This window comes from Chloroflexus sp. MS-CIW-1 (assembly GCF_030444705.1).
GTDB lineage: Bacteria > Chloroflexota > Chloroflexia > Chloroflexales > Chloroflexaceae > Chloroflexus.
Window position 1 is genome coordinate 1654790 of record NZ_JAUBWR010000001.1, and the last position, 20515, is coordinate 1675304.

Annotated in this window: 16 protein-coding genes; all 16 read right to left on the reverse strand. The window is 54.5% G+C overall.

Features of this window, described 5'->3' with window-relative positions; translation table 11 throughout:
- Nucleotides 1-189: 189 nt before the first annotated feature.
- The 16 genes from QTO31_RS06620 to QTO31_RS06695 all read right to left on the reverse strand — a co-directional run bounded on the left by QTO31_RS06620 (nucleotide 190) and on the right by QTO31_RS06695 (nucleotide 20508).
- On the reverse strand, nucleotides 190-711 hold the full coding sequence (locus tag QTO31_RS06620) for an N-acetyltransferase (protein ID WP_028457041.1): 522 nt from the start codon (nucleotides 709-711) through the stop codon (nucleotides 190-192).
- Nucleotides 712-751: 40 nt separating this feature from the next.
- Entirely contained in the window at nucleotides 752-2137 is a 1386-nt protein-coding gene (argH, locus tag QTO31_RS06625) for an argininosuccinate lyase (protein WP_301428491.1), read from the reverse strand.
- Nucleotides 2138-2158: 21 nt separating this feature from the next.
- Nucleotides 2159-2902: a hypothetical protein gene (locus QTO31_RS06630; protein ID WP_301428492.1), complete on the reverse strand. Its 744-nt coding sequence runs from the start codon at nucleotides 2900-2902 to the stop codon at nucleotides 2159-2161.
- Between the two features lie 15 nt (nucleotides 2903-2917).
- Complete coding sequence (gene argJ / locus QTO31_RS06635; protein ID WP_031457865.1) at nucleotides 2918-4135, reverse strand: bifunctional glutamate N-acetyltransferase/amino-acid acetyltransferase ArgJ; 1218 nt, start codon at nucleotides 4133-4135, stop codon at nucleotides 2918-2920.
- A gap of 6 nt (nucleotides 4136-4141) precedes the next feature.
- Nucleotides 4142-4840, reverse strand: a complete 699-nt coding sequence (locus tag QTO31_RS06640) for a histidine phosphatase family protein (protein ID WP_301428493.1) — start codon at nucleotides 4838-4840, stop codon at nucleotides 4142-4144.
- Nucleotides 4841-5693: 853 nt separating this feature from the next.
- Nucleotides 5694-7727 (reverse strand): glutamate mutase L, encoded by a 2034-nt coding sequence (locus QTO31_RS06645; protein ID WP_301428494.1) that lies wholly within the window; start codon nucleotides 7725-7727, stop codon nucleotides 5694-5696.
- Between the two features lie 130 nt (nucleotides 7728-7857).
- Nucleotides 7858-8508: a hypothetical protein gene (locus tag QTO31_RS06650; RefSeq protein ID WP_301428495.1), complete on the reverse strand. Its 651-nt coding sequence runs from the start codon at nucleotides 8506-8508 to the stop codon at nucleotides 7858-7860.
- Entirely contained in the window at nucleotides 8493-12020 is a 3528-nt protein-coding gene (locus QTO31_RS06655) for a hypothetical protein (protein ID WP_301428496.1), read from the reverse strand. Before QTO31_RS06655 ends, QTO31_RS06650 begins: the two co-directional genes overlap by 16 nt.
- 28 nt (nucleotides 12021-12048) lie before the next feature.
- Entirely contained in the window at nucleotides 12049-12717 is a 669-nt protein-coding gene (locus tag QTO31_RS06660; protein ID WP_301428497.1) for a hypothetical protein, read from the reverse strand.
- Between the two features lie 4 nt (nucleotides 12718-12721).
- The gene (locus QTO31_RS06665) at nucleotides 12722-13516 is read right to left on the reverse strand and encodes a DUF6754 domain-containing protein (protein ID WP_031460177.1); all 795 of its coding nucleotides are present in this window, start codon (nucleotides 13514-13516) and stop codon (nucleotides 12722-12724) included.
- Between the two features lie 370 nt (nucleotides 13517-13886).
- Entirely contained in the window at nucleotides 13887-14132 is a 246-nt protein-coding gene (locus QTO31_RS06670) for a hypothetical protein (protein WP_031460176.1), read from the reverse strand.
- Nucleotides 14089-14577: an SRPBCC family protein gene (locus QTO31_RS06675; RefSeq protein WP_031460175.1), complete on the reverse strand. Its 489-nt coding sequence runs from the start codon at nucleotides 14575-14577 to the stop codon at nucleotides 14089-14091. Before QTO31_RS06675 ends, QTO31_RS06670 begins: the two co-directional genes overlap by 44 nt.
- A 40-nt stretch (nucleotides 14578-14617) precedes the next feature.
- Nucleotides 14618-15688, reverse strand: coding sequence for a 6-phosphofructokinase (locus tag QTO31_RS06680; RefSeq protein ID WP_031460174.1), 1071 nt, complete (start codon nucleotides 15686-15688; stop codon nucleotides 14618-14620).
- 251 nt (nucleotides 15689-15939) lie between these two features.
- Complete coding sequence (locus QTO31_RS06685; RefSeq protein ID WP_031460173.1) at nucleotides 15940-17016, reverse strand: E3 binding domain-containing protein; 1077 nt, start codon at nucleotides 17014-17016, stop codon at nucleotides 15940-15942.
- Between the two features lie 49 nt (nucleotides 17017-17065).
- Entirely contained in the window at nucleotides 17066-19657 is a 2592-nt protein-coding gene (recG, locus tag QTO31_RS06690) for an ATP-dependent DNA helicase RecG (RefSeq protein WP_301428498.1), read from the reverse strand.
- Nucleotides 19654-20508 carry a DegV family protein gene (locus QTO31_RS06695; RefSeq protein ID WP_031460171.1) on the reverse strand — a complete coding sequence of 285 codons (855 nt, stop codon included), beginning with the start codon at nucleotides 20506-20508 and terminating at the stop codon, nucleotides 19654-19656. The genes recG and QTO31_RS06695 overlap by 4 nt, the downstream gene beginning before the upstream one ends.
- Nucleotides 20509-20515: the final 7 nt, after the last annotated feature.

The window sequence follows — 20515 nt, forward strand, 5'->3', positions numbered from 1 at the left end:
TGGTGAGAAGATCACCTTTTTGCAGTGAAGTCATTCTTTTTTCAGCACGATTGTCGGGTATAGCATAACTGATACCCCTGGTATAATGGGCTTTCCCGAATTGTGCAACTTCTGTATCTTTGATAATTTGTCGCTTCACTCAAACCCAGCGTATGTTTGGTCACTAGGTGCTGAGATAACGACTCTCACCTACGGCAATTGCCGAATCATCGCTACTTCATCGCAGCGATCCTGCTTAAAGCACGTGGCGCAATCTTGCCAGATTTTGTGCGGTAGCCGTAATTTGGGGATCTCGCGGAATCCCAGCGCGCTGAAAAAACCAACCTGTAAGGTAAGTGTAAAGAGTGTGGGAATACCTAGTTCCATTGCTTCGGTGAAGAGTGGTTCGATCAATTTTCGACCGATGCCACGACCCTGAAACGACGGATGGACTGCAACACTGACCACCTCGGCCAGATCGGCCCAGGTAATGTGCAAGGCAGCACAACCGATCACTTCACCATCGGCCTCGGCCACGTTAAAATTACGTACCCGATTGTAGAGCTGATCGAGCGTCTTGGGAAGCATATCGCCACGTGCTGCGTAGTAGTTGATAATTTCGTATAGCCGTGGGACATCGCTGACTCGCGCCCGGCGAATGGTAACCGCAGCGTCGGGTCGGATATGAAGGACCGGTAAACTTACCGGAGGTGCGTACAATGGGCTAGTCATGGCTGTTTTTGTAATCCTCCATCTGTTATCGGGGTACGACTCAGTCGTTCTGCATTAACAATTCGCGCCAGCGTGCGCATTGCTCACGTACTCGCTGGGGCGCGGTGCCGCCGTAACTCGATTTTTGGGCTACACTACGCGCCATGTCGAATACTGCGTAGATACTCGCATCGAGGGTAGGTTCGATGGCCTGATACTCAGAGAGTGGCAAGTGGCGCAAGCTTACGCCGAGCGCCAATGCCCGCTGCACCAATCGTCCTACCTTGCTATGCGCCAGACGAAAGGGAATGCCCCGGCGTACCAGTTCATCGGCCAGATCGGTAGCGAGCATCGCATCATCGAGGGCTGCTGCCATTCGTTCGGGCTTCACCTTCATTGTCGTAATGGCCGCTGCCGCTATTTGTAGCCCCAGATCGAGGGTGTCAAAGCTATCAAAGAGTGGTTCCTTATCTTCTTGCATGTCTTTATTGTAGGTCAGCGGCAATCCCTTCAATACCGTAAGCAATGCTACGAGGTTTCCCAGCAGGCGACCACTCTTACCGCGCAACAACTCCATACTATCAGGATTTTTCTTTTGTGGCATCAGACTTGAGCCTGTACTGTAGGCGTCGGCCAGTTCGAGAAACCCAAATTCAGCGCTGGTGTAGAGGATGATGTCTTCGGCCAACCGGCTGAGATGGACACCAATCAGGGCACAGTCGAAGAGAACTTCAGCGACGAAATCGCGATCACTGACCGCATCGAGCGAGTTCGCCGCTAATTCATCAAATTCATCGAGCAATTCGGTAAGCCGCTCACGTTCGATCACAAGCGAATTGCCGGCCAGCGCACCTGCGCCGAGTGGGAGCACACGCATGCGACGAATCGCGTCCTCAAGACGGCTCCGATCACGGGCAAACATCTCAACATAAGCTAAGCACCAATGCCCAAACGTAATCGGTTGGGCGCGCTGCAAATGGGTATAGCCTGGCATAACCGTCGCAGTATGTTGTTCGGCTTGCGACAAGAGCGCTAGTTGCAGATCACGCAAACGGAGGTTAAGCTGACGGGCAATCCCGATGGTGTAGAGACGCATATCGGTAGCGACCTGATCGTTACGCGAACGTCCGGTATGAAGCTTGAGCGCCGCATCGCCGATCAGTTCACGCAGCCGACGTTCGACAGCGGTGTGAATGTCTTCATCGCTTTCTACGGCCACGAACGTACCGTTTGCGAATTCAGCTCGCACTTGTTCCAAACCACGGATAAGATCGGCATGTTCGGTCTCATTGATCAGGCCAGCTTGTGCCAGCGCACCGGCCCAGGCAATACTACCGGCAATATCAACCTCGGCCAGACGCACATCAAAATGGAATGAGTCGTTGAAGCGGCGCATCTCTGCCGCCGTAGGTTCACTAAACCGTCCTCCCCAGAGCCGGTGTTCCATCGACAATCCTCCTCTTTCGTATCACAATGGTGCACTGGCGGTCGTTTGGTAGTTTTCGATCTGTAGGCTACAACGTACCAGGAGTTGCCAGTAATTCCCGATCAGCGTGCCGGCCAGCCGTCCGATCTCATCAAGCTCTTGCGCTGCGATCAGTGCAGGAGCCAGTTGCGGCCAATCACGCGGTTGTAACGGGAAAGAAAAACTCTCGTTCAGACCAGCATATCGCTGTTGTGTGGTCCAACAACGGTTGATCAAACAGAGTGCGCTGATCATTTCCATCAATAATTCAGACACCAGCAATCTTGCCACCGAAGCCTGACGCCGCACGGTAGCTGCCCGTAATTCACTGTAACGCTGGAATACCAATTGCGGCAGATACGGAATGATGCTCTGGTAAAAGACACGTTCTGGTAACGCCCTGGCTCGTGATAACCAGTCCTGTACCTGTTCAGCCGTACCGATCACAGGTTGTACCTGCACCAGCCAGCTCAACCATTGCGGCCAGCGTAGATCGGGTGCCTGCAAGACCGCTTCCAGATCAGGGACGGCGATAGGATGGATCGTTACCGGCACACCTCGCATCATGAAACTGTGCAGTGGACGTTGCCGTGCTTGCTCCGTGATGAGCAACAACTCAATCGGATCAAAATCGGTAAGCGGTGCTGCGGGCGTTATCATCCCTGCCACCACAATGGCAACGTCCGCTGCTGTGGCAAGGCGCTGACACAGTTCACGCGCAATCGATTGGCAGTCGGCGAGATCCATGATCTTTTCCCGGCATCAAGTACGGTATGCGGCGTTGATCCGCACGTAGTCGTAGCTCAAATCACACGTCCACACTGTTGCCTTGCCCTCGCCAAGGCCGAGATCGGCATCAATCGTGATCTCGGCGACATCGAGCAACTGATGGGCAGCCTGCTCGTCGAACGGTAACGGTAACCCATTTTCCAACACCCGCATACCACCAAACGAGAGCACGACTCGATCAGGATCAACAGTAGCCCCCGAATAACCAATTGCGCACAACACTCGCCCCCAATTGGGATCGGCGCCAAACAACGCCGTTTTCACCAATGGTGAACGGGCAATGGTCATTGCTGCCAGTTTAGCTTCGGTATCGTTGACTGCCCCACGCACTGTAATCGTAACAAAACGGGTTGCTCCTTCACCGTCACGGACAATGGCATGGGCAAGATGTTGACAAACCGCTGTCAGACCGGCACAAAAAGCAGCACCGTCAGGAGTGTCAAGATCGGTAATGGGCGGCGCAGCACTGGCCCCGTTAGCCATAACGAGCAACGTATCGTTTGTACTGGTATCACCGTCAATACTAATGCTGTTGAAACTCACTTCGAGCGCCTGCCGCATCGCCTGATCGAGGACTGGCCCTGGTACGGTCGCATCAGTGGTGACAACGGCCAGCATGGTTGCCATATTGGGATGGATCATCCCGGCACCTTTAGCCATGCCACCGATCGTAATAACCTGACCACCAGAGAGCGTTACAGTTACAGCGCAATGTTTGGGGCGGGTATCGGTGGTCATGATGGCACGTGCCGCAGCCGGTCCGTACTCAGGACTCAGTCGCCGGGCCGCCACTGCAATCCCGCGCACAATCTTCTCTATCGGCATAGGAACACCGATTGTTCCAGTTGACATAACAAATGTACTGCGCGGCGGCAAGTCTAACGCCTGCTCGACAGCCTGCGCCATCGCAACAGCCGCGGCATCACCGTCGGCGCCGGTACAGGCATTGGCGTTACCGGCGTTAATCACAACTGCCCGCAGATCAGTCCCTTGTGCCATAAGTGCCATATCGTAGCGTACCGGTGCGGCTTTCACTGCGTTAGTGGTAAACACCGCGGCTGCTGTTGCCGGATAATTACTAACCAGCAGAGCCAGGTCATCGCGATCGGCATATTTAATCCCGCATGCCGCTACTGCGGCGCGCCAGCCTCGTGGGCTGGTAGCGTGTCCGTCAGCAAGAAATGTTATCATGCGTTCCTACTCCTCGGTTGGTACCGGTGCAGCGGGATGGGTGTCTTCCCAGCGAACCGACTCAACTGCACCAATTCCTTGTAGATGAGCAATATCGTTGTACGTGTTGAGCCGCCAGAGTTGTTGATGACGCCGATTTACCCGTTCCCACCAGGTAATACTGGTGTTACGGGTATGAAAATCAATCGGTGGTACCACCAGGCTCGGCATCCGGAAAAAGTGGATGAACGAACAATCAATGACACCGCCGTGACAAACGATGACAATCGTCTTCCCTTCGTATTCACTGGTAATGCGGGTAAGTGCACGACTGACGCGCAGCGTAAAGTCGCCCCAACTTTCGCCACCGGGAGCAAGTGGTCGGAGCGGGTAACGGTCAAAATCGGGAACACCAAACCTGGCCCAGGCTTCCTGATTTGTCATGCCATCGGCTTCACCGACTTTCAATTCCTGCACTTCATCGTCGAAGATGATCGGAATTCCCAGGGCCGGTTGAATGATCTCGGCAGTTTGGCGGGCACGGGGTAATGTTGATGAAATCAGTACGTCAGCTTTGATCTCTCCACTGGTGGCCAGACGATCACGCAGACGTTTAGCCTGCTCGATACCGCGCTCGGTAAGACCGACGTCACCTTTCATTCCGGCTACGATTGGTTTCACATTGGCGACCGACTCGCCATGGCGGATCAAATACAAGTGGGTCATATGTTCCTTCGCTACTTACAGGTCACTACATAAAAGAGGCCAGCCTGCGCTGGCAAGCTGGCCTGAGAACAATCCTTACAAGAATGCAGGCGCCGCTAGCCAGATCGTGTGACTGGCTGACTACGACGACGGCGACGATGACTATGACGAGGAGCTAAATCGCTGTACATATTGCAGAGTTGGATAATCACAGACATCGTAACACCGCCTTCTCGCCTGACGAAAATTGACGAAAGTAGTATACCACAGGTCACAATAGTGTGTGCTGTGCAGTGTCAGATAGAAGGGCTTTTCAATGTTCTCAACACTGGACTCATGCATGTGCGGACGGGGATCCCCGATCTACCCGGTTTCTCGCAAGGCGCTGGCCGCCGTCCCATGCTGTGTGGTCTATGGTGGGAACTCATCGGTTGGCGCGTTAGCCGACCATCATGCTCTCAGAGCCTGATCAAAACCCAGATTACTCGTTGAGCACGTCCCGTACTCGTGCGACCATTGTGTGAGGGGAGCCAACATACTTTCACGCCAGCCACACTCTGCCCCTCCTTACTCGTTCCGTGTGGAAGAGGGACCAGGGGGGATGGTGAGGGCGCCAGTTGCCCGCCAATGTTCCCCGAACCATCTTGGAAATGCCATAGATCGCGCCTCATCAACAGCCCAAATTGTTGATGAGGCGCGTCGTTTCTCGCCACTTTAGCCGACGCCCCTGCTGAGTGCCTGATCAGAACCACGAGTTTCTGCTCTTCCCTCAGACCCTCACTCGCGGGAGGGTGAAACCCTCTCACCCCGCTACCTCTGTTCTCTTTTCTACACCACTGCCGGAAACGTAGAAAAGCCTTGATATACAACGCTATTACGATTTGCGCCGACCAAACCAACTCCGACGCGCAGATTTTGTGACCTTCTGGCGCAGCTCATCGAGATCGTCAGCGGGTGTTTTTGCCGGTGATGTCTCTGCCGGTGATAAGGTCATCTCCGACGGTGTTGGCCCTTGTTTCCGGCGTCCAAACCAGCTTCGTCGTTGCCTGGCGACAACTGGTGCAGGTGCTATCACTGATTCCGGTATCGGCATCTCCGGTAACGTGGTTACAGGTTCAGGGTACGGACTATCGCTGTGCTCAGCACCGACTGCCCGCAACCATGACCAGAGAAGCCGTCGGCGTTCCGTACCATCTTCTGGTAAGGCAAGCGGTCGTCCTCGTGCATCGACGACCAGGCCGAGCAGGCTGCCGTGCACTTCAGCCGGATCGCTCTCGACCGCCTCGCCAGGGGCACCCTTACCGACACGCACACCGGCTCGTGGTCGCACCTTTACCTGTGCATAACGACCAATCGGTAACGGCAGGCGGAGCAGATCGCCATTGCGGACCTGGATTTGTTCACTACCACCACCAACAGTGATCAGTTCAATCTCAGCGATCGGATCGCCGAACCGATTGCCACCCTGTAACACAATGCAGGTTGCTAATGGCGTATTCGTCAGCAAATCGTGATCAAAAACCGATACAGCTGCGTCGGCGCTGTGCGCTGCTATGCCACCACATACCGCCAGCAGCCCCAGACTGTCGAGATGGATCGGTAACAGGAGGCCTGGTAGTTCATAGGCTGGCTGCAAACCATCGAGGATCGCCAGCAGGGTCATGCCAGGATGAGGGGCGTGAACCAGCGCACCTCCACTAACAACAAGATAGCTGTAGGTCAGAGCTGGCTGTCCATCGCGCAACGTAGCCATTCCCAAAGCTAATGCTTCGCGCACAATCGCCAGATCAAGATAACAATCCTCGCGGGTTACGGGCATTGTTTGTGGGCGTAACGTTCGCTGCAATACTCGTTCGATCAGTTCTTGCTCTTCAATCGCAAATGGTAGCCAACGGGCAATTGCGGCAGGGCCAACTTCGCATAACAAATTGCTGACCCCGAATGCGGTGCCACAAACCCCGTGGATTGCAGCACTTACGTGATCTGGTGCGGCAGCGATCAGCGTGGTGGTTGTCGCACCAACATCTGTAAACAAGACCGGCTGTTGTCGTCGCTCGGCCAGGAAGCGCGTCATCACATATTGCGCTTCAATAATCGTGTGTAGCGTTCTCTTTTCAGAATCTGCCAACTGCTGTACGCCAGGCAAATCGGTAAGCTGTCGTGCATAGCGAGCCAGTAATGCCTGTCGTAATGGGGTGACGTTCTCTTGATCGAGCGTTGGTCGTACATTTGCTACGCTGATCAACTCACAACTGTGTCGGCTCAGGATCGTGTGAACGGTTGATGCTGCGGCTGTATTACCGGCATAAATAACTGTGGGCAACGGTTGTTTGATGGCTTCGGTGAAAGAGAGCTTGAGATTAACCAGATGCGCCAGCCGCTTCATCGACTCAATGGCGCTACCCTCAATACCACCAGTCAAGATGATCACGTCTGGTAAGAGTGGAAGTAGTTTTTCAAGTTGACGCTCAATCCATGACTGGACACTACTGGTTGGGTGATGTGAGACATCATCCAGAGTGATCACCTCTAACACGACATTCGGCACCCCACGAATAGCGTGCAACGCACTTCGTGCCGAGACATCAGTTGCAATTGCTGCTACAACCACGCGCAACGGTTCGAGTGCTGAGGTAACCACTACCACTTTATCAATACCGTCACCAGTAATGGTTCGTGGCATCAGCAAGTGCCCTTCGTGCAGTAACTGCCGACCGGTAAGTTCGGCGAGTTGTGCAGTTGCTTCCTGCACCGCAAAGAACACATTCTGATACGGTAATTCACGGCTGGTCAGAGTCTCGGTTTGACCGATCAGCCGACTTTCGCCATCGACCTGGTCAATGAGTGAAACTCTGGTCGTCAGACTACCGATTTCGATTGCCAGTATGGCCCGCACATTGTCTGCCATGCTATGCACCTTGTCCTCTGCGGTTGATTTGCAACAAGAGGTTGTGTAAGTATGCTTTGCCATCCCTGCACTGGACTGTTTTCGACAGACGTTTGCTCACCTTATGGCGAGAATGGTGCGTAGGGAATGTTCAACTGCTTCCTGAAACAGCGCGTACCCAGTCAATGATGAAGAGCAGTCGTTCATTGAGCGCAGTCAGATAGGAACTCACACTACCGGCCAGGAAGAAGCCAAATGCCAGCAGCAGCACCCAACGCCCTAGGCGAGTTACCAGATCGATCTGGCGTTGTCGCTGTGGATCAGATGGGCGTGTCAGTGAAAACGAGAGCAATGTGACAATTGAGCCAGTGACCAGCACAATACTGCCGAGAATGGTTACTGGCGACGAGAAATCTGCGCGAGTAAAATCAAGTACTTGTGGTAGTATCGTACCGGCTATCGCACCACCGACAACCAGTGCTGCGCCAACACCAAAGACCAGCGCTAACGGAATGTTTGCCAGCCAGGAACTGGTCTGTTGGCCGCTGACACGAGTAAGCAACAGAGCTGCCAACACAAATGGTATCAACTGCCAGGTAACCAGCGCTGGTTGACCACTGGCCGCAACCAGATCAACAACAGCCGGTCGCAGCACCTGGTGATAAACAACAACGAAAGCGTAACCGAGTGCAACGCCAACAAACAGATATTGCACCAGCCGAAAAGCCGGTGTATCACCGATCACACGGCTAAACACCAGCAGCGTCAGAACAACTGGAATGAAGGTTATTGCAATATCCATCGGTCTTTACCTCTTACCAGATGGAACAAACGACCAATCCCAACGATCAGCATTCCCAGCACCAGCACACCAATAAACACCAGTGTTGCCCATGTCTGATAGGAATAGGCATACGTTGCTTTTTCGTCAGCATTTCCTGCGGCCAGTAAATCGATAGCACCGCGCTGACCGGCTACCGCGTAGACATAAGGTAAACGCAGGTACGGTAGGACCTGTGGATAGACCTCTTGAGGGAGCAAGAATGCAATCGGCACGGTTGGGGCTGCACTGTGAATTTGTTCCATCCAGGCCTGTACATCCTGTACCTGATCGGCGAGAACCACGATCATTGCCAGATCGTTTAACGTCTCAATTCGAGGTGTGCCATCAGGTCGGGTCGCCAGTAAGCCTGCGGTTGCATCCTGACCAGTGTAATCACGGCGCAATTCAGCGCGTAGATCGAGGGCCAGGCTGCGCAAAGCCAGTTCACCACCTGGCCGATAACCGAGCAGCACATAATCACGTCCGCCGAAAGTCACACCGTTCTCGTTGTTGTAACCGGCGGCCCGCAATGGCCCAATCAGATCAAACGAGAGCAGAGTTCCTTGCAGGTCGGTACTAACGATAATGAGCTTCGTTCGCTCGTCAGTCAATTCGGCAAGCAATGCGGATTCGAGTGGTCGCAATTCGGCAACACGTTGTGCACTCCACTCGTATGCGATCAAGACCACATCTTCGCTCCCCAGGCTGGCGAGCTGATCATGGAGCGCAACTGCTGCTGGAGATGGTTGCACCTGATTCGTCAGTGTTCCGGTCAGACCTGGCAACAACAGACCAATGAGGATGGCAAGCAATAAAACTAGGGCAAGCCATTGTTCAAGAACCGGTAAACGACGACGGGCGACAGCCGGTTGCTCGGTGGGCATCGTTACCGGTAATGGTGATTGAAGCAGGTGTTCGAGTAATGTAACTGCCGCTATCTGATCAGAAGTACGCCGAGCAGGGGCTGGCAATGGCGGTTTCACAACAGTCACTTCAGCCCCGGCCAAAACCGCTTCACCCTCATCGGCCTCACGACTTCCTAAACGTTGTAACCAGCTTAATGAAGGTGTAACTGCCGGCTCAGCCACTCGTTCAGATGAAGCTCGCAACCAGGGTGGTAAGTCAGCTCCACTCAAGAATTCATCACTGGTTGAGCTTGTCGTTGGTGGTGGCTCGGTAACGGAACCAGACTGAGCTGACGCTGCTTCCAACCACGGTACCGCTTCTGTCGCTGCATCGGTTACTAACCAGTCAGGTGTATCAACCGTACTTGATGACGGTTCCTGCAACCAGGCAGGCACATCACTGGTCGGCGGTTCAGCCTCTTGCAGCCAGTCAGGCACATCACTGGTTTGCGGTTCAGCCGCTCGCAACCAAGCAGGCACGTCAGTGGCAGGGGCTTCAGCCTGTTGCTCTTGCAACCAGGCAGGCACGTCGGCGGCAGGGGCTTCAGCCTGTTGCTCTTGCAACCAGGCAGGCACATCACTGGTCGGCGGTTCAGCCTCTTTCAACCAGTCAGGCACGTCAGTGACAGGGGCTTCAGCCTGTTGCTCTTGCAACCAGTCAGGCACGTCAGTGGCAGGGGCTTCAGCCTGTTGCTCTTGCAACCAGGCGGGCACGTCAGTAGCAGAGGCTTCAGCCGCTTGCAGCCAGTCAGGCACATTAGTAGCAGGGGCTTCAGCCTGTTGCTCTTGCAACCAGGCGGGCACGTCAGTGGCAGGGGCTTCAGCCGGTTGCTCTTGCAACCAGGCAGGCACATCAGTAGCAGGGGCTTCAGCCTCTTGCAACCAGTCAGGCACGTCAGTGACAGGGGCTTCAGCCTCTTGCAACCAGTCAGGCACGTCAGTAGCAGGGGCTTCAGCCGGTTGCTCTTGCAACCAGGCAGGCACATCACTGGTTTGCGGTTCAGCCGCTCGCAACCAGTCAGGCACATCAGTAGCAGGGGCTTCAGCCGGTTGCTCTTGCAACCAGGCAGGCACATCAGTAGCAGGGGCTTCAGCCTGTTGCTCTTGCAACCAAGCAGGCACGTCAGTAGCAGGGGCTTCAGCCTGTTGCTCTTGCAACCAGTCAGGCACGTCAGTAGCAGGGGCTTCAGCCTGTTGCAACCAAGCAGGCACGTCAGTAGCAGGGGCTTCAGCCTGTTGCAACCAAGCAGGCACGTCAGTAGCAGGGGCTTCAGCCGGTTGCTCTTGCAACCAAGCAGGCACGTCAGTAGCAGGGGCTTCAGCCTGTTGCTCTTGCAACCAGGCAGGCACGTCAGTAGCAGGGGCTTCAGCCTGTTGCTCTTGCAACCAGGCAGGCACATCAGTAGCAGGGGCTTCAGCCTGTTGCTCTTGCAACCAGGCAGGCGCCTCGGCAGCAGGGGCTTCGGTCTCTTGTATCCAGGCTGGTGCCTCAGATTCTGTAGCCCCTTGTTCTGCCTGCTCAGTAGACTCTAATTCGCGTAGCCAGGTTGGAATGTCGGCTGATGATTCTGGTACGGATGCAGGAGGTTCCGTTTTCAACCAGCCTGGAATATCTTGATCAACAGCACCGCTCGGTGGGAGCATAACATTGCTGTCGGCCAATAATGTTGGGGCATCGGGTGCAACCGTTGGTGATGAAGGGACATCTTCTTCAAGTAACCAGGACGGTAGATCAAGACGTACTGAGCCGGGTGCAGCAGGTGGTTCATCGCCAGCAATGTTCTGTAGCCATGGTGGTAAATCGAGGGCAGATGGCGTGGGAGGTAACGGTTGATCTGGTGTTAACCATTCGGGCTCGTTGGTTGCCAGGATCGTCTCGTCATTTGCAGTCCCCTCTGTCAACCAATCGGGTGCCGGGGACTTAGTATCAGTGGCTAAGCGGTCTAGTTCACTCAGCCAATCAGCCATTTCCGGCTCGGAAGGAGTTTCTGCTTCAGCTACATTCAATGATGGTTCAGGCGTCGTAGTGGCTAATGCCTGCGTGATCTCCTCTTCACTCAATTCGCGTAGCCAATCTGGGACACCGCTATCGAGATCAAGGTAAGCCTCTTCTGCTGCCGGTTCTTGGGCTGCGGATTCGACCTCCTCTTCGTGCCCCATGCTGCGTAGCCAATCGGTTGGTCCAACCGGCATTCGCAAGCGCGAGGTCGTCGTTGGTGGTGGTTCAGAGGACAGGGATGACTCCGCTGGTGATCTACTCTCTAAACCTTGTAACCAATCGGCTGTACCAAAGGCTGATGGTCGTTCAGCAGTAGGTTCTGGTTTTACGTCACTGATCCAGGGGGGCGGCGTACCAGACCCGGCCAGTGGATCGGACACCTCAGCCTGTAGTTCAGCCAGCCAATCGGGAATACTGGCTGCCTCCGCCTGCTCTGCCGATTCAGTCAACCAATCGGGTGTATGCGCCGCAGTTGATGGTGGCGGCGTAAAACTATCAATACCACGCAACCAGTCCGGCGTCTCATCAGCGTCGGTTGGTGGTGGGGGCAATGGTACGTTGCGAAGCCATGGCGGTAAGTGTTCCATAAGGCATTAGCGTGCCGTGCCGATCGGCTCAACGGTCAGCATACGGCATATCAAAACCAATGAGCAGACGAATCCCGGCTACCAGTGCGCCAATTGCCGAACCCAGTAGAAGGCCGCGTGCGCCAGCCGCAACCAGATAGTCATTGAGCCATTGGACAGCCTGCCCAATCACCGGTATTACAGCTAATAGTGGCAATTGAAGAATCAATGCAAGCAGTGCCACCACAACAACAAAGATAGCTTCTGCCCGACCGCTACGAGCAGCGCGTAGCATGGCGCGAAGGGCAAAGAATGTCAGCAATGCCAGTAAACTGGCGGCAAGTGGTTCATAAATCAGGCGAAAGACAGTACGGATTGGGATTGCAGCCAGTGTTGCCGGTAATGCCAGACCTGTTGCTGTGCGCGTTGGGTAGAGAATACCGGCCACAATGACAATCATCATTCCGCCCAGCAGAACCAAACTATAGCCTGCTTCTGGTGCACGCATCTGAATGCGTTGCAGATGGGAACGGAAGACACTGAATATCCCTATCACCACTGCAATAGCCGTAATCAAAGCTGCCCAGCGCACCAGCACTGTTGCCAGAACACGAACTGCCGGACCGGCGCCCACAAAATCGAGCAACACAATGAGTCCGCTTACACCGGCAATCAACACCGTGATAAGTTGGCGAGGGTTACGCAGTGGCGAAGACATTGACTCACCATCCCGCTAAGGCAGGCCATCCGAAGGCAATACGGAAAAATCCATACCCAAAAGCGATCAGCATTAGCCAGACAACTACGGTGCGCAGTGCATCGTGGGTCAGTAGACGAGCCTGCGGTGTTGCAGTAGGAGTTAAGTATGCTTCAGCAGCGTAAATTTCTTCCCCAATCAACGTATGGGGGGTGGTGATCGCCATCAAGCTCAACGCTGATGGATGAGTACTCCCCAAAACCTGCGGTACCATACGCTCAGCACCGGTTTCAGCGGTTAACAACACCTCCTGAGCGAAAGCACCGGCCAGTAAACTGGCTTCTAGCGGAGTTCGAGCATAGATGGCAGCCACTGCAGCCGTATAAGCCATCGCATCGCCATGGGCCCACAGCTCGATCTGACGTGGATCAAACGACTGCTCCTGCCCAAACGATCGGTACGATTGGCGCACTACCCCACGTAGCGCCAAGTGAGCAACCGCATCAGCCGAACTAACGACAATAGAAGCCCCGCCAGCAGCAGCTTGTTCGGCGGCTCGTCCAATAATGTTCAAACCGGCCAGCAACTCAGCAGTACTGGCCCGTTGCCCTTCACCGGCTCCAATCGTACTGGCGCCTGGTGAGAGATGAACCGGTCGGCCGGTTTCTGCACTGCGGGCAAGTGCTGCGCGTAGTACCTCTAATGCAGGCAGCGGTCGTCGTTCGGGCACGCGACCAGCCTGGACACGGGCATAATGAAGCCAGATCAGTGCAACGACCAGAACGAGAATAATAATGAAGAAGATTGCTGGCAAGGTCATGAGTTGGTATTCCTTCCGCCGAAAAGCAATCTTTTACAGCCTGATGATTAATTTCCTATTGAGTTTAACCCACCAGATCGGCTTTGTCAATTGTTTGACGGTATTATTCAGAGCTTTTCAATCTTCTCTCCCTGGTCGGCAGAGAATGGATGAGTGTCCAACCTGTTCACTGTGCAGATGGAGGTGTGCTGCTTCCCCTTCTGACAAACGTCTGCAATCAGATGTTCGCTGCCTCATTGATCACGTTCATCACGGCAGCGGAAGGAGCGAATTCCATCCCCAGCACCCATAGGGCTGAAGAGGTAAGTGCCTGGCAGCCAGGCAAGAATCCTGTCATCGAAGGAAAGAAACTTTCCTTACCCCTGATGGATCATTCTTCCTTGCGCAACCGTGACTGTAACAGATCACGCAGCATCGGCCAATGGTCAGGAACAGTGAGCACATCGACTACTGAAGTCCAGCGTGTACCGTGCAGGAACGGTGCAATGGTTTGCACCGTCTGACTGCACACAACATCGAGCGGCGCAACGATGTGTAAGAGCATTGCTACAGGTACACAGAGACCAGTCCGCTCAATCTGATCGGCCAGTTGGTGGAGTGGATGTGACTGTTGCATGTGGTGTTTGTTCAACTTCACGGCGCAAAGCCTGAAGAAATTCTAGCGCTAGCTTTTCAAAACGTTTCCGTTGAGTTGCATCAATCAGATGGGCCACCAGATCGGGCAATTCTAACTGATCGAGCCGCTCGATCCGATACCTCCCATCCTCTAGTGGCACCAACCGACAGCGATTAATGCCCTGGAAAGGTGGAAAACTGATGCGAAAGCGCGTTGCCCGGCTGAGTGGTGTATAGTCAATCACTTCCATCTCGGCATGGACAAACATGCCATGCAATTTGAAGCGATAGCCGGTGCGCGGTCGTTCATTCGGTGGCAACTCGATCCGTACTCGTTCTAACGATGGCATCCAACGCGGCCAGTTATTGAAATCGTCGAGCACCGCCAGCACACGCTCTGGCGGTGCAGTGGTTACCGTCGTGGCAGCAATTTCGTAACGAATCATCTCGTATACCTTCGCTCTGTTGCCGACACCGTGGGCGACATCAGAGTTCATCACCAAACACGATCCCCAAACTACGTGCGCAGAGTACCAGATCGCTATGCGGACGTACCCGGTTTAAGTGGCCGCAGGCCTCATCTAACGGCACCGTCACGATGTCTTGACCACGGAGTGCTACCATTTCGCCGTAGATACCGCGTGCGGCTGCTTGCACAGCGGCGGCTCCGTAACGAGTGGAGAGAAGCCGGTCATACGGCGATGGCGAACCTCCACGTTGGAGGTGACCGAGCACGACGACCCGTACCTCTTTAGCCGTCAGCTTCTCGATCTGTTCCCCTACCCAATGTCCGATTCCGCCTAAACGACCTTCGGCGACGTACATTTCACTCCCACCGCGCGGTCGTGCACCCTCCGCAACCACAATAATACTGAATGCACTTCCCTGCTGATCACGCATCATTACCTTCTCGACGACACGCTCCATCGAGAATGGAATCTCCGGGATGAGAATGACATCGGCTCCACCAGCTAATCCAGCGTGAAGCGCAATCCAACCGGTATGGCGCCCCATGACTTCAAGGACCATCACGCGATTGTGGCTGGCAGCCGTCGTGTGCAGGCGATCAATCGCGTCGGTAGCGACTTGTAGCGCTGTGTCGAAGCCGAATGTACGATCGGTTCCGGCGAGGTCGTTGTCAATCGTTTTTGGAACCCCAATAACCGGAGCGCCCAATTTGTACAGTTCGAGGGCTATGCGTTGTGTTCCTTCGCCGCCAATGGTGATCAACGCTCGCAGTCCCAGTTCTTCGATGGCTCTGACGGCGCGCACATACGGGTCCGATTCAGAAAGTTCATCGCTCCGTCGTGGCCCAAAGTGCCCTTTGTTTGTGGTACGTAAAATGGTACCTCCGCGTGGCAATAGTCCTTGAACGTCTGCGTTGGTCAGAACACGATAGCTTTTTTGACCTAATAACCCCTCAAATCCGTCATTAATACCGATCACTTCCCAACCGAGACTAGACGCCGACTTGACGACTGCACGGATAACGGCATTTAGGCCTGGCGCATCGCCTCCGCTGGTGAGCACGCCGATCCGCTGCTTCTTATTCGCCATGGGCTTTACTCCCTCGGATCGATTATTCTTATTCCTGGTTTTTCCAGTCTGACAACCAGATTATACCACTTGCAACTATGTTGTGCTGGTAAAAGAGTGAAGGTTTTGCGTAATTGTGAGGCAACCATGAACAGTCGTTTAGGTGGAAATACCTGGGTGCGCGGGCCTCCGGCCCGCATACTGCCGTGAGAGGAAAAGTATGATGATGATCGGGAAGGGAATATTCACCCACTCTCTAACCAGGTATAGCGCTAGACAGTCTGACATCCAAGCCGGTGACACAGATCGGTGAGGAAAGCCATGACGGTAGGATGGTCAAGAATTCGTGCATCGTAGCATACACTAAGCTGGGCAACAGCACCGATCTGCAAACTGGTCTCGGTCAGGGCGACCGCTTGTAAACGCGCCTCGCTCAGCGTAATCGCTACGGCTGTTCCTGGTAGCGGTGGCATCAAACGCCACCAGTCGGTGGTTATGGCAACAGCGCATGTTGCCGGTTGCAGGTCGTGCTCTTCACGACTGAGTGCTCGTGCAATGCCACGTTCGGTAAGATCACCGGCATCACGAATCAATACCCACCGTCCGTCAGGGAGGCCAGCGGCAACGTGATACCGGTGGCGGATAACGATAGCTGTATCGCTCCAGGTTGCATTGATCAGAGGATGAAGCGGAAAGATGCTGGCGGCGGCGGCGATCAGTGCGCTCAGCGGGGTGGCTTGCAGACCATACGCCGCAAACACTGCCGACTGCCCGGCACAACGTTGCAGCAACGGTTGGAGATTAACGGCAACAGTCACACTGGCCACCGGGATCAGTTCTGAGAACGTAACTTTTGGTAAGATTACGGAAGTCGTGATCGCTGCTGTTTCTGCGCCATACGCAGCATCGGTCTCTGAAGCAATAGACGAGGGTACGGTAGCCGGTGTCGCTGGTTGTGGGGGCGCATGCGGAACAGGTGTAGTGGTAAATCGGTCGGCTGCTCTGATCACATCGGCACGCCCGATACGACCGGCCGGGCCACTGCCGGTCAGTTTCGTTAGATCAATGCCCAACATTGCTGCCATACGGCGGGCGAGCGGTGTAGCCCGGAGCCGCGGCGGTGCCGTACAGCGTGCTAGCGCCCTACCGGCCGCGATAGATTCACCCTCCCTGACTAGATGTTCAACCACCACCCCACTCCATCGAGCCGGTATCACCCATTCGGCATCGTCGGTCAGTAGACGCGCCAACGGAGTTGTTGGCGTGATTGTGTCGCCCACCTGCACCAGCCATTTCAGCAGGCGCGCTTCACCTAACGCTTTAGGCATATCGATAATCTGATCCTGCATGAAGTGACCTCGAATGTTTCCTATGTGTACTCTGGTCAATCTTACTAGGCTAACCAGCCTGCATCGCCGCCGCCCAAAACTCATTCACCTTGCGACGGAGCAGCTCGTGTTCAGGACGTTTCAGTTCTGGATCATCGGCGAGAATAGCGTCTGCCAGCGCACGCGCTTCGGTCAGCAAGCGGGTGTCACCCTGGCGCGCCATCTTCAAGTCGGGAGTCCCACTCTGACGGGTACCAAAAAACTCGCCTGGACCCCGTAATTGCAGGTCGATTTCGGCCAACTTGAAGCCATCGGTGGTCTGCTCCAGAGCAGCTAAACGTTCTCTTGACTGTTGATTGTTGCTATCACTGATCAGAAAGCAGTAACTCTGATGGTTGCCACGTCCAACGCGCCCCCGGAACTGGTGTAACTGGGCTAAACCGAATCGTTCAGCTCCTTCGATGACAATCGTGGTGGCATTGGGAACATCAATTCCAACTTCGATCACAGCAGTTGCCACCAGAATGTCGTACTGATGTGCGCGAAATGCCCGCATCACATCATCTTTCTCGCGCGCCGATAATTTTCCGTGCAAGAGCGCTACTTTTAGGTCGGGAAAGACCTCGTGCTGGAGTCGTTCATACATCTCTTCCGCCGAGGGGAGATCGAGTTTTTCGCTCTCCTCCACCAGTGGGCAGATGACATAAACCTGCCTTCCTTCCTCCACTTGCTTCCGAATATGACGATACACTTTTTCCCGTTCTGATCGGCTAACAACGCGGGTACGAATCTCCTGACGGCCAGGTGGTCGTTCATCAAGCACCGATACATCAAGGTCACCGTAGATCGTCAGTGTCAAGGTGCGTGGAATAGGAGTGGCGGTCATCACCAGCATATGCGGATTGTAGCCCTTGTTCTTCAGGCGCAACCGCTGTTCCACGCCGAAACGATGTTGTTCATCAACCACGACCAGGCCTAGATTGGCAAATTGTACTGTCTCGGTAATAAGGGCGTGGGTACCGATCACCAGGTCAATCTCGCCGCGTGCAATACCTTCGAGCACTTGCCGCCGCTCGCGCGCACTCAGACTACCGGTGAGCAAGGCTACCCGTGCACCTTCCGCATCCTCTTCGGGGGTTCTACCGAGGATTGCTATCATCTCGGCCAGCTTTGCCGACTCTTCCGCATCGAGTGCAGACTGCCACGAAGTTTGCTGATACGTAGGGGCTTTACGTGGTACCCGCACGCGACCGAGAAGCTGTTTCAAATTTTTGGCGTGTTGCTCAGCCAGGATTTCGGTTGGCGCCATAAGGGCGCCCTGAAAACCGTTGGCAATCGCTTGCAACAGTGCTGCTGCGGCAACTACCGTTTTTCCGCTCCCGACATCACCTTGCAAGAGGCGAGCCATTGGCGATGGCCGGCGCAAGTCGGCAAAGATTTCGCTGATTGCCTGTTGTTGGGCGGTTGTTAACTGGAATGGTAACAAGTGCAGAAGCTCAGCATGAACCTCTTCATTAATGGTAAAGGCATAACCCATCTCTTGTTGCCAGAGACGTTTACGCTGTAGAACACCGATCTGGATAAAGAGAAACTCGTCAAAACCGAGCCGCCGACGTGCCTCGTCGAGTTTTTTCTTATCTGATGGGAAGTGGATTTGAGCCAATGCCTCACCAAGAGGGAGCAGACGGGCTTGAGCACGACGAGCTGGAGGCAGATGATCAACGACTCGTGGGGTCATCGCATCGACGACCTGCTTGATAAAGCGGCGGGCCTGATTTTCATGCAACCCCTGAGTCAGCGGATAGATCGGCACCAGCCGTCCGGTGTGTAAGAGAGCATCAGGATCGGGAGTATAGCGTTCCCAGCGTGGACTGCTAAATTGTCGTTTGCCGCCGAACGTAGTGACTTTTCCGCTTAGGGCAATGGTCTGACCGACCCGAATCTGTTGGGCGATCCAGCGTTGATTAAAGAAGATCGCCTCGATAGAACCAGTCTCATCACTTATCTCAACTCGCACGCGCAACTTGGGTCCGGTACCGATAGTACGTACATCGGTGACCTCGCCGATCACGGTTTCCTCGGCGCCAATCTGCAACTCGCCGATCATCCGTCGATTACTAACATCATCGTAGCGGCGGGGAAAATGGTAAAGCAGATCGCGAATGGTGTTGACACCTAGCCGACGAAAGCTGGCAACCAGTCGCCATTGAACGCCGGCGATCTGTTCTAGTGGGGCGTCGAGTTCAAGTTCGACCAATGATCGTTGCTGTGTCTTTACAGTTTGTCGGCGCGGTTGCCGTGAGCCAAGAGAACGACTCACCTTTGAAACGTTCGTTGATTCTGGTATTGGCTCGTTTGACGGTGTTGCGATGGAGGTAACCGTTTCTGAACTGTTACCGGTACGAAAGAGTGATCGCAGGTCTTCGATGGCTTCTGCCAATGCCTGATCACGCTCGGCAACGGTCATACTATCGTAACCAACCAGCCGACCGATAGCACGTTGGACGGCAGGGAGACGAGCTGCACTCACTGCGGTTGCCGACCATTGCTTGAGATATGTCATCAGGCCATCGCTTGCCACGCGATTTGCGCACCCATCACGGCGCTCGGCGGCCAACAGCTTACCGAGCGCCGTTACTTGCTGTCGCTCAGCCTCGGTCATGCCTCATTGTAGCCTTCAAACGCAGTTACTGCCATTGCACCAGGGCCAAGGCAGGCTGCAATCGCCGGTCCCATGCGCGATACCTGTACCCGATCACGGGGGAAGATCGGGTCGAGCTTCTCTAACAGTTTCTCCACATCTTCAGGGGTGGTAGCGTAGTGAATGATCACCCCTTCAACGTGAGGAAAATCCTCGACGAAGGTAAACAGACCTTCAATTGCCTTTGCCCGGGTACGGGTGCGCTCATACGGAACGATTTCGCCTTCGTCAAGGATCATAAGAGGCTTAATGCGTTGCATCGAACCAATCAGTGAATTACTGAAGGTTAGTAATCCGCTCTGTTCCAGATATTCCATGGTATCGACAAAAAATGCCGTGTGGGTGTGGCGAATCGTTTGTCCGATCCGCTCCTTGACCTCAGCCGGCGACATGCCTTCGCGAATCGCTTTTGCTGCCGCAATCGCTACCGAACCGAGTGCCATACCGGCCAGTTTGCTATTGATCACCTCGATTCTGGTACTTGAAGCGGGTAAGCGCGCACGTCCGGCCATGGCTTCACTGAAAATAGAGCCGAGATGTTGGCTGAGATGGATCGAAAAGACGTAATCGTAGCGTCCGAGCAGGCTCCGGTAGAGTTGCTCAAAGGTCGTTGCTGTTGGCTTAACGATCTCGACCCGATCATGGCCGTTAAAAAGCTGATCGTAAACTTGATCTTCGCTAATATCGATTCCAATCCGGTAGAGGCGGTCGTCGATACGGACAAGGAGTGGCACTACCTCAATCTCGAGTTCACGTGCCACCTCAAATGGAATGTCACTTACACCGTCGGTAATTACCTTCATCGTTGCCATGGTCTAC

What these genes read in the sequence shown, in the direction of transcription:
- QTO31_RS06620 (WP_028457041.1), bottom strand. Translation starts at nt 711, where the DNA reads ATGACTAGCCCATTGTACGCACCTCCGGTAAGTTTACCGGTCCTTCAT.
- argH (WP_301428491.1), bottom strand. Translation starts at nt 2,137, where the DNA reads ATGGAACACCGGCTCTGGGGAGGACGGTTTAGTGAACCTACGGCGGCA.
- QTO31_RS06630 (WP_301428492.1), bottom strand. Translation starts at nt 2,902, where the DNA reads ATGGATCTCGCCGACTGCCAATCGATTGCGCGTGAACTGTGTCAGCGC.
- argJ (WP_031457865.1), bottom strand. Translation starts at nt 4,135, where the DNA reads ATGATAACATTTCTTGCTGACGGACACGCTACCAGCCCACGAGGCTGG.
- QTO31_RS06640 (WP_301428493.1), bottom strand. Translation starts at nt 4,840, where the DNA reads ATGACCCACTTGTATTTGATCCGCCATGGCGAGTCGGTCGCCAATGTG.
- QTO31_RS06645 (WP_301428494.1), bottom strand. Translation starts at nt 7,727, where the DNA reads ATGGCAGACAATGTGCGGGCCATACTGGCAATCGAAATCGGTAGTCTG.
- QTO31_RS06650 (WP_301428495.1), bottom strand. Translation starts at nt 8,508, where the DNA reads ATGGATATTGCAATAACCTTCATTCCAGTTGTTCTGACGCTGCTGGTG.
- QTO31_RS06655 (WP_301428496.1), bottom strand. Translation starts at nt 12,020, where the DNA reads ATGGAACACTTACCGCCATGGCTTCGCAACGTACCATTGCCCCCACCA.
- QTO31_RS06660 (WP_301428497.1), bottom strand. Translation starts at nt 12,717, where the DNA reads ATGTCTTCGCCACTGCGTAACCCTCGCCAACTTATCACGGTGTTGATT.
- QTO31_RS06665 (WP_031460177.1), bottom strand. Translation starts at nt 13,516, where the DNA reads ATGACCTTGCCAGCAATCTTCTTCATTATTATTCTCGTTCTGGTCGTT.
- QTO31_RS06670 (WP_031460176.1), bottom strand. Translation starts at nt 14,132, where the DNA reads ATGCAACAGTCACATCCACTCCACCAACTGGCCGATCAGATTGAGCGG.
- QTO31_RS06675 (WP_031460175.1), bottom strand. Translation starts at nt 14,577, where the DNA reads ATGATTCGTTACGAAATTGCTGCCACGACGGTAACCACTGCACCGCCA.
- QTO31_RS06680 (WP_031460174.1), bottom strand. Translation starts at nt 15,688, where the DNA reads ATGGCGAATAAGAAGCAGCGGATCGGCGTGCTCACCAGCGGAGGCGAT.
- QTO31_RS06685 (WP_031460173.1), bottom strand. Translation starts at nt 17,016, where the DNA reads ATGCAGGATCAGATTATCGATATGCCTAAAGCGTTAGGTGAAGCGCGC.
- recG (WP_301428498.1), bottom strand. Translation starts at nt 19,657, where the DNA reads ATGACCGAGGCTGAGCGACAGCAAGTAACGGCGCTCGGTAAGCTGTTG.
- QTO31_RS06695 (WP_031460171.1), bottom strand. Translation starts at nt 20,508, where the DNA reads ATGGCAACGATGAAGGTAATTACCGACGGTGTAAGTGACATTCCATTT.